Annotated in this window: 9 protein-coding genes; 6 read left to right on the top strand and 3 right to left on the bottom strand. The window is 71.3% G+C overall.

The window, feature by feature from the left end; all coding sequences use genetic code 11:
* Window positions 1–90: 90 nt before the first annotated feature.
* The 3 genes from OHA05_RS23925 to moeZ all read left to right on the top strand — a co-directional run bounded on the left by OHA05_RS23925 (window position 91) and on the right by moeZ (window position 3,066).
* Window positions 91–1,047, top strand: a complete 957-nt coding sequence (locus OHA05_RS23925; RefSeq protein ID WP_313944255.1) for an NAD-dependent epimerase/dehydratase family protein — start codon at window positions 91–93, stop codon at window positions 1,045–1,047.
* Entirely contained in the window at window positions 1,035–1,823 is a 789-nt protein-coding gene (locus OHA05_RS23930) for a spherulation-specific family 4 protein (protein WP_313944254.1), read from the top strand. The genes OHA05_RS23925 and OHA05_RS23930 overlap by 13 nt, the downstream gene beginning before the upstream one ends.
* A 64-nt stretch (window positions 1,824–1,887) precedes the next feature.
* Complete coding sequence (moeZ, locus tag OHA05_RS23935; RefSeq protein ID WP_313944253.1) at window positions 1,888–3,066, top strand: adenylyltransferase/sulfurtransferase MoeZ; 1,179 nt, start codon at window positions 1,888–1,890, stop codon at window positions 3,064–3,066.
* Between the two features lie 78 nt (window positions 3,067–3,144).
* Here the strand turns inward: moeZ and OHA05_RS23940 are convergent, their stop codons facing one another.
* The 3 genes from OHA05_RS23940 to OHA05_RS23950 all read right to left on the bottom strand — a co-directional run bounded on the left by OHA05_RS23940 (window position 3,145) and on the right by OHA05_RS23950 (window position 9,847).
* Window positions 3,145–4,731: an alpha/beta hydrolase gene (locus OHA05_RS23940; protein WP_328861669.1), complete on the bottom strand. Its 1,587-nt coding sequence runs from the start codon at window positions 4,729–4,731 to the stop codon at window positions 3,145–3,147.
* Window positions 4,732–4,848: 117 nt separating this feature from the next.
* Window positions 4,849–6,417, bottom strand: coding sequence for an alpha/beta hydrolase (locus tag OHA05_RS23945; RefSeq protein WP_328861670.1), 1,569 nt, complete (start codon window positions 6,415–6,417; stop codon window positions 4,849–4,851).
* 550 nt (window positions 6,418–6,967) lie between these two features.
* Window positions 6,968–9,847: a lysylphosphatidylglycerol synthase domain-containing protein gene (locus OHA05_RS23950; protein WP_328861671.1), complete on the bottom strand. Its 2,880-nt coding sequence runs from the start codon at window positions 9,845–9,847 to the stop codon at window positions 6,968–6,970.
* A 215-nt stretch (window positions 9,848–10,062) separates the two neighbouring features.
* On the opposite strand from OHA05_RS23950, the gene OHA05_RS23955 reads away from it, so the two are divergent.
* From OHA05_RS23955 to OHA05_RS23965, 3 genes are all read left to right on the top strand, one after another.
* A complete protein-coding gene (locus OHA05_RS23955; protein ID WP_384430160.1) occupies window positions 10,063–10,416 on the top strand; it encodes an MGMT family protein in 354 nt (117 codons plus the stop codon).
* A 203-nt stretch (window positions 10,417–10,619) separates the two neighbouring features.
* A complete protein-coding gene (locus tag OHA05_RS23960; protein ID WP_328861672.1) occupies window positions 10,620–14,171 on the top strand; it encodes an ATP-dependent helicase in 3,552 nt (1,183 codons plus the stop codon).
* Window positions 14,172–14,273: 102 nt separating this feature from the next.
* Entirely contained in the window at window positions 14,274–15,083 is an 810-nt protein-coding gene (locus OHA05_RS23965; protein WP_328861673.1) for a hypothetical protein, read from the top strand.
* The last annotated feature ends 9 nt before the right edge of the window (window positions 15,084–15,092 follow it).

Genomic DNA, 15,092 nt, shown 5'->3' on the forward strand with positions numbered 1-15,092 from the left:
GCACCCTCAGCGACAGCAACACCTCGAAGGAGAACCCGACATGACCCCCCAACCCCCAGTCCCGGCCCGTCGGCACAGAAAGGCCGCGCGATGAGGGTGCTGCTGCTCGGAGCCAACGGATTCCTCGGCCGCTTCGTCGCCGACCGGCTGCTCGCCGACCCCGCCGTCCATCTCACCGCGCTCGGCCGCGGGGACGACGCCGATGTGCGCTTCGACCTCGCCGGAGGCAGCCCGGGCGCCCTGACCCGCTTCCTGGGCGCGGTCCACCCCGGCGTCGTCATCAACTGCGCCGGCGCCACCCGCGGCGGTGCCCGCGATCTGACCCGGTACAACACCGTCGCCGTGGCCACCGTCTGCGAGGCCCTGCGCCGCAGCGGCTGCGGGGCCCGGCTCGTCCAGCTCGGCTGCGCCTCCGAGTACGGGCCCTCTCAGCAGGGGTCCTCGACCGCCGAGGACGCGATTCCGCGGCCCGGCGGCCCCTACGGCGTGAGCAAGCTCGCCGCCACCGAACTGGTCCTGGGTGCCGGTCTGGACGCCGTCGTGCTGCGCGTCTTCTCACCCGTCGGGCCCGGCACCCCGGCGGGTTCCCCGCTCGGCCGTCTCGCCGAGGCGATGCGCCGTGCCATGCAGTCCGGCGACGGGGAGCTCAAGCTCAGCGGCCTCGGCGTGCAGCGCGACTTCGTCGACGTGCGGGACGTGGCACGGGCCGTGCACGCGGCCTCCCTCTCGGCCGCGCAGGGCATCGTCAACATCGGCACGGGCCGCTCCGTACGGCTGCGCGACGCGGCCGCCGTGCTGGCCAGGGTCGCGGGATACAGCGGTGCGCTGCACGAGCTCGACGCCCCCACCGGCCGGCCGGGCATCGGGGCGCCGCGTTCCGAGGCGATGATGGATCACCTCTCCGCCCCCGTGCCGTATCCGGACGGTTGTGGCAGCTGGCAGCAGGCGGACGTCCGCACGGCCCGCGACCGGCTCGGCTGGCGCCCCCGTATCAATCTCGAGGAATCGCTCGCCGACATCTGGATGGAGGCGGCATGTCGCATCTGACGACCACCGGCTCCCAGCTCTCGGCCACCGGCGCGGAGAGACTCGGCGTCGGTGTCCCCGGCTACGCCCACCCCCTGCTCGCTCCCGCCGAGTGGGCCGAACTGACCCGGCCCGGAGCCCCCTTGCACTGGGTCGTGCTCAATGTCGCCAACGGGCCGGGCTCCCGTCCCGACCCGCACTGCCTCGCGGCCGCGGGCCGGCTGAACAACGCCGGTGTGCGCGTTCTCGGCCATCTCGACATGGCCCACGGCTCGCGCGCCTTCGGTGATCTCGTCGCGGACGCGCACCACTACCTCGAGTGGTACCGCGTCGGCGGCTTCATCCTGGACCGCTGCCCGACGGACCGCGCCGACCTGCTCCAGGTCAGGCGGACGACCGCGACACTGGAGGCGGTGCTCGACGGCGGACACCTGGTCCTCGGGCACGGCGCGCACCCGCACCCGGGATACGCGGATGCGGCCGATCAGCTGGTCACCTTCAGCGGGCCGTGGACGGACTACCGCTGGTCACAGGTGGCGGAGTGGACGGCGGACCACCCGCCGGAGCGCTTCGTCCACTTCGTCCACGGTGTGCCGCGCACCCATCTGGAGGAGGCCACCCGGATCGCCCGCTGGCAGGGCGCGGGGACGATCTTCTTCACCGACAGGACGGATCGCGTCGTCCCCTCCGACGGTGCGCACCGCGGCGAACGCAAGGGGCAGATCGGTCCATTCGAGACACTGCCCGGTTACTGGGACGAAATCGTCTCGCAGATCGGACGTGGTGTCTCGGAATGAGAAGGCGCGTGGCAGTGTTACGGGGAGAACAACCGTACTGACTCAACGACGCAACGGAGTCCCCGTGTCGCTGCCACCCCTGGTCGAGCCAGCTGCTGAGCTCACCGTCGACGAGGTCCGCAGGTACTCCCGCCACCTGATCATCCCGGATGTCGGGATGGACGGGCAGAAGCGGCTGAAGAACGCCAAGGTGCTGTGTGTCGGCGCCGGCGGCCTGGGCTCGCCGGCCCTGATGTACCTGGCCGCGGCCGGTGTCGGCACGCTCGGCATCGTGGAGTTCGACGAGGTCGACGAGTCGAACCTGCAGCGTCAGATCATCCACAGCCAGGCGGACATCGGCCGCTCCAAGGCCGTGTCCGCGAAGGACACCGTCCTCGGCATCAACCCGTACGTGAACGTGATCCTCCACGAAGAGCGGCTCGAGGCCGAGAACGTGATGGACATCTTCAGCCAGTACGACCTGATCGTCGACGGCACCGACAACTTCGCGACCCGGTACCTGGTCAACGACGCGTGCGTCCTGCTGAACAAGCCGTACGTCTGGGGCTCCATCTACCGTTTCGACGGCCAGGCCTCCGTCTTCTGGTCCGAGCACGGACCCTGCTACCGCTGCCTCTACCCCGAGCCCCCGCCGCCGGGCATGGTCCCGAGCTGCGCCGAGGGCGGCGTGCTGGGCGTCCTGTGCGCGTCCATCGGGTCCATCCAGGTCAACGAGGCAATCAAGCTTCTCGCCGGCATCGGTGAGCCGCTCGTCGGCCGGCTGATGATCTACGACGCGCTGGAGATGCAGTACCGCCAGGTCAAGGTCCGCAAGGACCCGGACTGCGCGGTCTGCGGCGAGAACCCCACCGTCACCGAGCTCATCGACTACGAGGCCTTCTGCGGTGTCGTGTCCGAGGAGGCGCAGGAAGCGGCTGCCGGTTCGACGATCACTCCCAAGCAGCTCAAGGAGTGGATCGACGACGGTGAGAGCATCGAGATCATCGACGTTCGTGAGGTCAACGAGTACGAGATCGTCTCGATCCCGGGCGCGAAGCTGATCCCGAAGAACGAGTTCCTGATGGGTACCGCGCTGGAGAGCCTGCCGCAGGACAAGAAGATCGTCCTGCATTGCAAGACAGGTGTCCGCAGTGCGGAAGTTCTCGCCGTTCTCAAGTCCGCGGGCTTCGCGGACGCGGTGCACGTGGGCGGCGGCGTGATCGGCTGGGTCAACCAGATCGAGCCGGACAAGCCCGTCTACTGACAGTGCTTCGCAGGGCCCCGGACCGGCAACGGTCCGGGGCTTTGTCGTGTGCCACGGAGGGCGGCCCGGGGCCCGGGCTCAGGAGCAGGTCTTGCCGTTCGCCGGCACCGTGCCCTCCAGGAGATAGGCGTCGATCGTGTCCGTCACGCACGCCCCGTTGCCGTACGCGCCGTGCCCCTCGCCCTTGTTGGTGACCAGCACGCCGACGCCCGCACCGAGCTCGTCCGCCATGCGCTGCGCCCCCTCGTACGGGGTCGCCGGGTCGCCCGTGGTGCCGACGACCAGGATCGGGGCCGCCCCCTTCGCCGCGACCTCCGGCGTCTCGGACTCGCCCGCCACCGGCCAGTCCGCGCACCAGCCCGCCAGATCCCACGCCAGATACGGCCCGAACACCGGTGACACGGCAGTGAATTCGGCGAGATGACGGGACCTGACCTCGGCGGCGGTCGCCCGGCCCGTGGTGTCGGCGCACGATATGGCGCGCTGCGCATGGTCCTGCGCGGTGTACGACCCGTCCCCGTCCCGGCCGTTGTACGACTCGGCCAGCGCCAGCAGCCGGGTGCCGTCACCGCTCTCCGCGTCGTTCAACGCCTGCGTCAGCGAGGGCCACTGCTCCTCGGAGTACAGCGGCAGGATGATGCCGGTGAGCGCGAGACCTTCGGTGAGGGTGCGGCCCTTGTCGGTGGGCAGCGGCTCGCGGTCCAGCTCGGCCAGCAGTCGCACCACCCGCGCGGTGCCCTCCTTCGTGCCTGTGCCGCGGCTGGTGAAGTAGTTGTCCAGGGCGCGCTGGAAGCCGAGCGTTTGGTTGCGGGCATGCCCCACATAGTCGGCGGCGGGGTCCACGACGGCGTCGAGGACGAGCCGTCCGACCCGGGAGGGGAACAAGTGGGCGTAGATGCCTCCGAGTTCGGTGCCGTACGAGAAGCCGAGGTAGTGCAGCTTGTCGTCGCCGAGCACCTGGCGGATCAGATCCATGTCGCGCGCGGCGTTGGCCGTGCCGACATGCGGCAGCACCGTGCCCGACCTCTTGGCGCAGCCCGCGCCGAAGGCGGTCGAGTCCGCGATGAACGCCTTCTCCTCGGCGGCGGTGTCCGGGGTGGAGTCCATCCGGAACGCGGCCTCAGCCTGCTTGCTGTCCCGGCAGATCACGGCGGAGCTCTCCGCGACCCCGCGCGGATCGAAGCCGACCAGGTCGTAGCGCTCGTGCAGAGTCCCGAAACCTGCCGCCGCCTTCGGCAGCGCGGCGACGCCCGAGCCGCCGGGGCCGCCGAAGTTGAACAGCAGCGAGCCGATCCGTCGCGAGGAGTGCTTCGCCTCGGAGCGGATCACGGCGATGCCGATCGTGGCGCCTGCCGGCTTCCGGTAGTCGAGCGGTGCTTTGAGAGTGGCGCACTTCCACTCGCCGCCTGGAGCCTGCGCCGCGCTGCCGTCCGCCTGTTTCGGAGCCTTGCACCTCTTCCAGTCCGGCCTCTGGCCGGTGAGCGAGGCGGGCAGGCCGGCTCTCCCGGGGTCCGAGGCGGCCGGTGCGTCCGCGGACGGCCGCGCACCGTTCTTCCCGTCCGTCTTCCCGTCGCCCTCGCCCGAACCGCTGCCGCAGCCCGCAGCCGTCACGGCCAGCAGCAGCACCGCGGCGACCAGGGCCCCCACCCGTACCCGTTCGATCATGCGTGCCCCCCAGGCTCCGACAACGGATTTCGCCATCCTAGGCGGCGGCCCGCCGGCCCACGCGGGCCTGTGGACAACCCCGGAGGCCCGCCGGTCCGGGGCGCTTCTGGTGGGGTCCTAGCTGCACACCGTCCCTGAGGCGGGCGCCTTCCCCTGGAGGAGATAGGCGTCCACGGCCTTCTTCACACATGCGCTGTTGCTGTTGTACGCGCCGTGCCCCTCACCCCGGTACGTCAGCTCGATGCCCACGCCCTTGCCCAGCGCGTTCACCATCGCCCGCGCACCCTCGTACGGGGTCGCTGGGTCGCCGGTGTTGCCGATGACGACGATCGGCGCGGAACCGGGTGCGGAGACGTCCGGGTGGGTCCACTGGCCGGGCACCGGCCACTCGGTGCAGGCCATCATTCCCCAGCCCAGATAGTCACCGAACACGGCGGACGCCGTGCGGAACTCCGGCAGTGCGGCCTTCGTCCGGCCCAGCGAGTAACGCTCCTTGGAGTCCACGCAGTTGATGGCCGCGTTGGCCGCCTGGATGTTGCTGTAGTGGCCGTCGTCGCTGCGGCCGTTCATGGCGTCCGACAGTGCGAGCAGCAGCGCGCCGTCACCACCGTCGGCCTCGTCGAGCCCTTGTTCCAGCAGCTCCCAGTACTCCTTGGAGTACAGCGCCTGCGCGATGCCGTTCGTGGCCTGCGACTGCGTCAGCATCCGGTCCCCGCTGCCGGGAATCGGCTTCTTGTCGAGCCGCTGCTGCAGTTGAATGATCCCGTCCTCGACCTCTTTCACGGTCGAGCCGGGCAGCAGGCACTCGTCGCCGCGGTCCACGCAGTTCTTGGCGAAGTTGTCGAGCGCGAGCTGGAAGCCCTTGGCCTGGCCGAGCGAGCTCTGCTGCGAGTCCTTGGTCGGGTCGACCACGGCGTCGAAGACGGCCCGCCCGACGTTCTTGGGGAACAGATGCGCGTACACGCCGCCGAGTTCGGTGCCGTACGAGATCCCGAAGTAGTGCAGCTTGGCGTCGCCGAGCACCTGGCGCATCAGGTCCATGTCGCGCGCGGCGTTGACGGTGCCGACGTGGGGGAGTTCGTCGCCGGAGTTCTTCTCGCAGGCGCCCGCGAAGGATTTCAGGTTGTCCGTGAACGCTGTCACCTCGGCCGGGTCGTCGGGCGTCGAGTCCGAGGCGAAGTACGCGTCGAGCTGCTTGTCGTCCTCGCACTCCACGGGCACGCTGCGGCCGACGCCGCGCGGGTCGAAGCTCACCAGGTCGTAGCGGGTGCGCAGACTTGCGTAGTCCGTGGACGCGGGCGGCAGGGTGGCGACACCGGAACCTCCGGGTCCACCGAAGTTGAAGATCAGGGAGCCGATGCGGTTGTTCTGGTCGAGCGCGGTGGCACGGATCAGGGCGATCTCGATGGTCTCGCCGTCCGGCTCGGCGTAGTCGAGGGGCGCGTCCATGAAGGAGCACTCCCAGTTCGTGCCCCCGGGCAGCGGGGACGGCGCGGGTCCACCGCCCTCGGCCTCGGAGGGGGCAGGGCACTTCTGCCAGTCCAGCGTCTGGGAGGCGAGGTCCTTCGCCCCGGAGGAGCCGGTGTCCTTCTCCTTGTCACCGCCGTCGGAACAGCCGGCGACGAACAGCACGGCGAGGGACGCTGCGAGGGCGGCGGCGCGCAGGCCGGAAGAAGAGGTCGGCATGCGGCCATGGTGCTCCGCAACCCCCCACGCCGCCCGTGCGCAGGCCCAAGCGGGTGATTTTTCCGGGGAGGACGTGATGGCGACGATCGGGGGGTCACTTTTCACGGGTGCGCAGCCTTGTGGCCCTCACCCGTCGGGACTGACGCGCGCGAAGCGGGGCCAATTCCAGCCCGTCCGGCGTTTGAGGACACGGCCGCAGGCCGTGCCCCGTCCGCGACCGGCAGGCGCATACGGACCTTGCCCGTCAGGGGCTGACGCGCGCGAAGCGGGGCCAATCTCAGCCCGTCCGGCGCTTGAGGACACGGCCGCAGGCCGTGCCCCGCCCGCGACCGGCAGGCGCATACGGACCTTGCCCGTCAGGGGCTGACGCCTGCGAACAGGGCCAATCTCAGCCCGTCCGGCGCTTGAGGACACGGCCGCAGGCCGTGCCCCGCGCGCCACCGGCAGGCGCATACGGCCCTCGCCCGTCGGCGCTGACACATGCGAACGAGCGCAACCAACCCACCCGGCCGTCCGCCCAGGACAACACCGGCCGCCGGACGCCCCCGGCCTACAACGCTCCCTTGCGGGTCAGGTGGTTGAACGCGAACCACCCCGGCAGCACCGGCAACCACAGCGTCAGCATCCGGTACAGCAGCACCGCCGGTGCCGCGACCTCCTTCGGGACGCCCGCCACGATCAGACCGAAGGTGAGCGCGCCCTCGACCGCGCCGACACCACCGGGCGTCGGCGCCGCCGACCCGAGCGCGTTGCCCGCGAGGAAGACGACGGCGATGCTCGCGTAGCTCAGCGGCTGCGCGCCGTTGCCGAAGGCCCGGATCGACGCGTCCAGGCACATGACGAACACACCGGTCAGCAGCAGCATCCCGCCGATGCCGGTGATCAGCTTCATCGGCCGCTGGAGTACGTCGAGCATGCGCGGCACCACGCCCGCGAACAGCGACCGCAGCCGCGTCGAGACGAACTTCCGCAGGAACGGGATCGCGGTCACCACCAGCACCAGCACGGCGACCGTCAGCAGGCCCGCGATCACCGTCCTGGACGGGCTGAGCGAGGCCGTCTTCTCCGTGCCGGTGAGGTAGCCGAAGGACAGCAGCAGCAGGATGTGCGCACCGAGTCCGAACAGCTGGGACGCGCCGACACTCGCCACCGCGAGCCCCGGACGTACCCCCGAGCGCTGGAGGAAGCGGGTGTTGAGCGCGACGCCGCCGACCGCCGCCGGAGCGACGATCTTGACGAACGAACCGGCGACCTGGGCGACCACGGTCCGCAGGAAGGGCACCCGCTCGGGCACGAAGCCCAGCAGGCTCATCGCCGCAGCGATGTAGCTGAGGGCGGAGAAGGCGACCGCGGCCGCCACCCAGCCCCAGTGCGCCCGGCCGAACACGGTGCCGAAGTCGATGCCGGCGAGCTGCGAGAGCAGGAAGTACGCGGCCACCGCGCCGGCGATCATGCTGACGAGGGTGCGCGGCCGGATGCGTTCGAGGCGTACCGGTTCGACCGGCGCCTGCGGCCTGATCAGCAGCACCTGGCGGCGGATCTGGGAGAGCAGGTCCTCCTCGCGCACCTCGTCCATGGCTTCGTCCATGGCCCGCTTGTCGGCCTGCTTCTCCGCCCGCTCGGTCTTGCGCACCGCCTTGCGGTCGTCGGCCGCCGGCCCCTCGGCCGCTTCGGTACGGGCTCGTTTGGCGGCCGCGGAGGCTTCCAGCACGGCGTCCCGCTCCCGCTGCGAGCGCTCCCGCGCGAGTCTGCGCAGCGTCGCCCGGGTCGAGCGGCTCAGGGCGATCGGCTGGAGCAGCGGCAGACAGTCGGCGACCGTGTCGGGACCGAGGATCTCGACGGCGGTGGCCACCGCGCGCTCGGCACCCACCCGCAGTCCGATGGTGGTCAGCAACTGCGCGATGTCCATGCGCAGCACCATGTCGCCCGCCGCGATCTCGCCGCCGCGCAGATCGGTGATGATCACCTTGCCGGAACGATCCACCAGAATGGCGTCGCCGGTCAGCCTGCGGTGCGCGATACGGCGCGACATGAGGGCCTTCACCTGCCGCCAGGCGCCGCGCGCCACGTCGTCGGTGATCTCGTCGTCGTCCATGGCGTCCAGTGAGCGGCCGCCCAGGTGCTCGTACACGAGCATCACGGCATCGGGACCGAGCTCGGACGTGGCGATCAGCTTGGGGGCGTTGGCTCCGGCGGCGATGGCGGCGTAGGCGAGCAGCGCCTCCTGCTCCAGCGCCTGGCGCAGCGACGGGTTCGAGCGGCGGGTGGTGATGGAACGCAGTGTCAGCCGCCGCCACACCCGGTAGAAGAAGCCCTGTGCCTGCTGCTCGCGGTCGACGACGGTGACGTCGAGCGGCGCGCCCTCCTCCAGGGTCACCAGATACCGGCGGCCGCGGTCGCCCTGCTCGGCGGGGCTGCCGCCGATGGGACGCAGGGGGGAGGAGTCGGGGACGTCCTCGGCCCGCATCGCGTTGACCGGGCGGAAACCGACATGGCGTAGACCGGCCATCAACGTCTGGCCGGTCGGGCGGACGTTCGGTGAGCCGACCGCGTAGAGCGTTCCGTACGCGACGGTCCAGCCGAGCAGAACGGTCAGGATGATCGAGAAAGGCGTGGTGTACCCGGCGACCAGCATCGCGAAGGCGTCGAGCAGCAGCACCACCCACAGGACGACACGCCATCTGGGTCTGCGCGACATGCCGACCGCGGTCATATACGCGATGACGGGGGCGAGATACCCGTGCACCGGGTCGGTGAGCCCGCCGTCCGTCTGTGTCTGGGTGAGGGCGTCCTGGAGCGTGCCCGGCGCGCCCCTGGCGACCCAGAGGTCCGTGGCGAGCGTGACGCCGTGCGCGAGGACAGCCGCGAGGACACCGTCGGCGATCCGCAGTCCGTCCCGTTTGATCAGGCGCTCGATCGCGAAGGCGACCGGCACCAGCAGGACGGCGATGCTGGAGACGAGTCCGGCGATCTTGACCAGCAGGTCGGGTGCCTGGCCGGTGCCCTTGTTGATGTCCTGTTCGAGACCGGACGTGGTGCCGTGGGCGAAGGCGGCGACGGCGAGTACCACGGCGATCAGGAGGATGCCGATGAGCAGGCGCATCAGGTCGGAGGGGCGGTGCACACGGGCGGCGAGCAGCGGTTCGTCGCCGGAGACCCGGTCGATGCTGGCGACGTCGGTGACATCGCCGGCGGCGTCCGCCTTCGTCAGCGCGGTCTTCGCGCCCTCGGTGGTCTTCGCGCCGTCCGCGGTCTTCGCGCCGTCCGTGGTCTTCGAGGTTTCCTTCGCGCCTGCGGCGGACGACCCGCTCGCGGACCCGGTGGTGGCCTTGTCGCCGGCGGTCCGGCCGGAGTCCTGCGAGGCGGGCGGAACGGGTGCGTCCGGGCGCGACCCGGCATCAGGGGTGCTTGCTGCCTTGCCAGGCTGCACGCCCTGCTCCTCGGTCGTCTCGGTCTCTTCTTGATCTCGTATCACCAGTCACCGCCCGCACGATGGTGGCACGCCCCGCCGACAGAGGGGGGCATCAGGGTGTATTGCGGGGTCGGGAGGTGCGTGAGATACGTCCCTTTGCCGCCTGAAACACGCTCGGCACCCCATGCGCCCCTCGCCCTCCGCGCCCTGCGTTGTCGGTGGGGTGCGGCAGGATGGACCGGATGGAAGAGCTGCCGGAGTACGCGGAGCGGGTCCTGGAGGTCGCCGAGCTGATCCCGCCGGGCCGGGTCATGACGTACGGCGATGTCGCCGAGTGGCTCGGCGAGGGTGGCCCCCGCCAGGTCGGCAGGGTCATGGCGCTGTACGGCGGATCCGTGCCCTGGTGGCGTGTGGTCCGTGCCGACGGCATGCTGCTGCCCGGCCACGAGCTGCGCGCTCTCGCGCAGTACCGGACCGAGGGCACACCGCTCCGGGAAGCCCCACGCAGCGCCGAGGGGCATGTGCCGCGCCTCGACATGAGGCGCGCGCGGTGGGACGGCGGCGATGGCGACGGCGCTCACATATGACAGCTTCCGCCATCCGGCGTCCGGACGTGCGGTCCAAGGACTGTCCGGAGTACGTCGCGCACGGGGAGTATGCGCCGAATCCGGCGTTCTTCCGGTACACGCCGGACTCGCTGCGTCGCCGCCGCGCGCTGGCGTAGCGTCTCCAGGGCGCGGCACGAACCGCTCCATCAGCACCAGCACACCCACCAGGACCGGCGATCCACGTGAGCTCCTCCTCCACCACCGGGCGTACGCCGTACCCGCAACAGGTACGGCAGGGGGTCCCCCCACGCCCGCAGGGGCTCAGGGGGAGGACCCCGGGCGCCTACCGGCTGGTGCGTACCCCGCCGGGCGCCGCGGATCCCCCTCTCCTGGACGCAACCCAGCGGGCCGTGGTTGACCACGATCACGGTCCGCTGCTCGTTCTCGCTGGTCCGGGGACCGGGAAGACCACGACCCTGGTCGAGGCGGTCGCCGCGCGGGTGGCCAAGGGAGCCGATCCGGAACGCATCCTGGTGCTCACCTTCAGCCGCAGGGCCGCGGTCGAACTGCGGGACAGGATGGCGGTGCGGCTCGGCGGCGCACAGGGTCCGCAGGCCACGACGTTCCACTCCTTCTGCTACGCCCTGGTCCGCGCGCACCAGGACGCCGACCTGTTCTCCGAGCCGCTGCGCCTGCTGTCGGGTCCCGAACAGGACGTCGCCGTGCGCGAGCTGCTGGCGGGCCAGATCGACCTGGAGGGGGAGGGCCTGGCGCGGCATCAGTGGCCGGACGACCTGCGGGCGTGCCTGACGACGCGCGGCTTCGCCGACGAGGTCCGCGCGGTGCTGGCCCGCAGCCGCGAACTGGGCCTCGGACCGGACTCCCTGGCCCGCTTCGCCGCGCGCACCGGACGGCCCGACTGGCGGGCGGCGGCGTCCTTCCTCGCCGAGTACCTCGACGTCCTCGATATGCAGGGCGTCCTCGACTACGCGGAACTGGTGCACCGGGCGGTGCTGCTCGCGGAACGGACCGCCTCTCCGTACGACTTCCCGTACGACGCCGTGTTCGTCGACGAGTACCAGGACACCGACCCGTCCCAGGTGCGGTTGTTGCAGGCGCTGGCGGGCGGCGGCCGGACGCTGGTCGCGTTCGGCGACCCGGACCAGTCGATCTACGCGTTCCGCGGCGCGGACGTGAACGGCATCCTCGACTTCCCGGACGCGTTCCGGCACGCGGACGCCGGCCCCGCGGGGGTCGCGGTCCTCACGACCTCCCGCCGCAGCGGTGAGTCGCTGCTGGAGGCGACCCGGCTGCTGACCCGCCGGATGCCGCTGACGAGGCTGCCCTCCGACAAGGTGCGGGCGCACCGCGATCTGTCCGCCGTCCGTGAGGGCGGGACGGTGGAGGCGTACACCTTCCCGACGGCGTCCACGGAAGTGGAGAACATCGCGGACATCCTCCGCCGTGCCCATCTGGAGGACGGCGTCCCCTGGTCCGACATGGCGGTGCTGGTCCGTGCCGGTGACCGCACGATCCCCTCGATCCGGCGTGCCCTGACGTCGGCGGGCGTGCCTCTGGAAGTCGACGGCGCGGACGTCCCGCTGCGCCACGAGCCGGCGGTGTCGCCGCTGCTGACGGCACTGAGGGCGGTGGCGACGGCGGCCACCGCGCATCCGGCGGCGCGGCCCTCCGCCGGGACGGAGGCCGAGCAGTCGGAGGCGACGGGAGCGGGGACCCCGGAGGACGCCCCGGATGCGACGGGGGCGGTGACCCCGGAGGACGCCCCGGATGCGGCGGCCACGCCCGCGAACCCGGAGGACGGCCCGGACGCAGCAGACGCGATCACGCCCCCGGACGACGCCGACTCCGCCGACGCGCCTGATGACGCGGTCCCCCAGAGCTCGGGCGCCGCCCCCGCCCCCTGGCTCGACACCGAGACCGCCCTCACCCTTCTCGCCTCCCCCCTCGGCGGCATGGACGCCGCCGACCTCCGACGGCTCGGGCGAGCCCTGCGGGACGAGGAGCGCGCCGCCGGGAACAAGCTTCCGCCTCCCTCCGACCTCCTCCTCGCCCGCGCACTCGCCGAGCCGGAACACCTCGTCGCCCACGACCCCTCGTACGCCCGCGGTGCCCAGCGTCTCGGCGGTCTCCTGCGCACCGCACGTGAGCTGCTCGAAGGCGGCGGCACCGCCGAAGAGGCCCTCTGGGAGCTGTGGGACGGCACCCCCTGGCCCCAGCGTCTCGAACGCGCCGCCCTGCGCGGCGGTCCCGGCGGCCGCAACGCCGATCGCGACCTCGACGCCGTGTGCGCGCTCTTCGACACCGCGGCACGCGCCGAGGAACGCACCGGCGGCCGCGGCGCCCTCAACTTCATCGAGGAGATCGAGGCCCAGGACATAGCGGCCGACACGCTCTCGAAACGGGAAGTGCGGCCCGATGCCGTGCGTCTGATGACCGCGCACCGTTCCAAGGGCCTCGAATGGAGCCTCGTCGTCGTGGCCGGCGTCCAGGAGGGACTGTGGCCGGACCTCCGCCGCCGTGGCTCGCTCCTGGAGGCGGACCGCATCGGACGGGACGGTCTCGCCGAGCCGCTGACGCCGGGCGCCCTCCTCGCCGAGGAGCGCCGGCTCTTCTACGTGGCCGCCACCCGGGCCCGCGACCGGCTCGTCGTCACGGCGGTCAAGGCGCCCGCCGACGACGGAGATCAGCCCTCCCGGTTCCTGACCGAGCTCGGAGCCGAGCCGAAGGATGTCACCGGCCGTCCCCGCCGTCCCCTCGCCGTCTCCGCGCTTGTCGCCGAACTGCGTGCCACGACCGTCGACCCCGACGCGTCCCCCGCGCTGAGGGACGCTGCGGCCCGCAGGCTCGCCCGCCTCGCCGCCCTCGCCGACGACGAGGGGCAGCCGCTCGTCCCCGCCGCTCACCCCTACCGCTGGTGGGGCCTGTACGAGCCCACCCACAGCCGCCTCCCCCTGCGCGACCGCAACGAGCCGGTCACGCTCTCCGGAAGTGCCCTGGACCAGCTCGCCAACACCTGTGCCCTCCAGTGGTTCCTGGGCCGTGAGGTGAAGGCGGACGCTCCCGCCACCGCCGCCCAGGGATTCGGCAACGTCGTTCACGTACTCGCCGACGAGGTGGCCTCCGGGCGTACCCCCGCCGACCTCGCCGTCCTGATGGAGCGGCTCGATTCGGTCTGGGACGCGCTCGTCTTCGACGCACCCTGGAAGTCGCAGCAGGAGAAGCAGCACGCGCGCGTGGCCCTCGAACGGTTCCTGCGCTGGCATGTGATGGACCGCGGCGGCCGCGTCCCCGCCGCGACGGAACACGACTTCGACGTGACGCTGGAGGCCGGTGAGTACGAGGTACGCATCCGCGGTTCCATGGACCGCGTGGAGCAGGACGCCGAAGGGCGTGCGTACGTCGTCGACTTCAAGACCGGCAAGCAGACGCCCACCAAGGACGAGGTCGCCCACCACCCCCAACTCGCCGTGTACCAGCTCGCCGTGCGGGAGGGGGCGCTCGACGACGCCTTCGACGGCCGCCGACCCGAGCCCGGCGGTGCCGAACTCGTCCAGCTGCGGCAGGCGGCACCCAAGAAGGAGGGCGGCGAGGCCCTGCCCAGAATCCAGGCGCAGGAAGCGCTGACGGGGGAGTGGGTCGGCGACCTGCTCGCCACGGCCGCGGGCCGCGTCCTGGACGAGCGCTTCACCCCGTCCGCCGGGCAGCACTGCACCCACTGCGCGTTCCGCGCCTCGTGCAGTGCGCAGCCGGAAGGCCGCCAGACAGTCGAATGACGGGGTGTTGTGGCCCATGCCACACGATCCGCGTGCATCCATTGGCTGTCGGCAGGTGTCGCCCAAGGGGCGAGACATCAACGGGGTTCAGAGGAGAAGCAGATGGCGGCACGACGTACGTTCCTGGTTTCGGTAGCGGTCTGCGCGACCGTGATCGCCGGGCTGACGGGCTGTTCGAAGGACGGCGACGGCAAGAGCGACGGCAACGGGGGCGCGAAGAAGGAAGCCGCGGCCACGCCGAAGGCTCCGGTGGACCCCTTCGTCGGGCTCACCGCCGACAAGATCAGCGACAAGGCGATCGCCGCGACGAAGGCCGCCGGCTCGATGCGCATGGCCGGGCGGGTCAAGAGCGACGGTGAGGAAGGGGACATCGACGTCACGGCCGACTCCCAGGGCTCCTGCAAGGGCACGATGGGCCCTGACGGCAACTCTCTCGAGCTCGTCCAGCTGAACGAGGTCCTGTACATGAAGGGCGACGAGGACTTCTACCGGGCGCAGTTGACCGGGAGCGAGATGCCGAAGGCCGAGGCCGACGCCGCGGTGGAGTTGATGAAGGGCCGCTGGCTGAAGATGCCCGCGGAGTCCGCCGGCGAGATGGGGGGCGCCTGCGATGTGAAGACCATGATCAGCGACATGGACGAGGAGAAGTCGGACCGACAGGGCATGACCAAGGGCCCTGACGCCGACGTGAACGGCGTGCCCGCCGTGACCCTCGTGAAGAAGAAGACCGGCGGCGAGACGCTCACGATGTACGTGGCCAAGGAGGGCAAGCCCTACCTTCTCAAGGTCGTGGTGGTCGGTGGAGACGAGCCCGGCACGATGACGTTCTCCGACTACGACAAGCCGGTGAAGGTCACGGCCCCGCCGACCGACCAGGTCGTCGACCTGGACAAGCTGGACAAACTGGGCTGAGCGGAGCGG

The organism is Streptomyces sp. NBC_00306, assembly GCF_036169555.1.
Lineage (GTDB): Bacteria > Actinomycetota > Actinomycetes > Streptomycetales > Streptomycetaceae > Streptomyces > Streptomyces achmelvichensis.

What these genes read in the sequence shown, in the direction of transcription:
- OHA05_RS23925 (WP_313944255.1), top strand. Translation starts at nt 91, where the DNA reads ATGAGGGTGCTGCTGCTCGGAGCCAACGGATTCCTCGGCCGCTTCGTC.
- OHA05_RS23930 (WP_313944254.1), top strand. Translation starts at nt 1,035, where the DNA reads ATGTCGCATCTGACGACCACCGGCTCCCAGCTCTCGGCCACCGGCGCG.
- OHA05_RS23940 (WP_328861669.1), bottom strand. Translation starts at nt 4,731, where the DNA reads ATGATCGAACGGGTACGGGTGGGGGCCCTGGTCGCCGCGGTGCTGCTG.
- OHA05_RS23945 (WP_328861670.1), bottom strand. Translation starts at nt 6,417, where the DNA reads ATGCCGACCTCTTCTTCCGGCCTGCGCGCCGCCGCCCTCGCAGCGTCC.
- OHA05_RS23955 (WP_384430160.1), top strand. Translation starts at nt 10,063, where the DNA reads ATGGACCGGATGGAAGAGCTGCCGGAGTACGCGGAGCGGGTCCTGGAG.
- OHA05_RS23965 (WP_328861673.1), top strand. Translation starts at nt 14,274, where the DNA reads ATGGCGGCACGACGTACGTTCCTGGTTTCGGTAGCGGTCTGCGCGACC.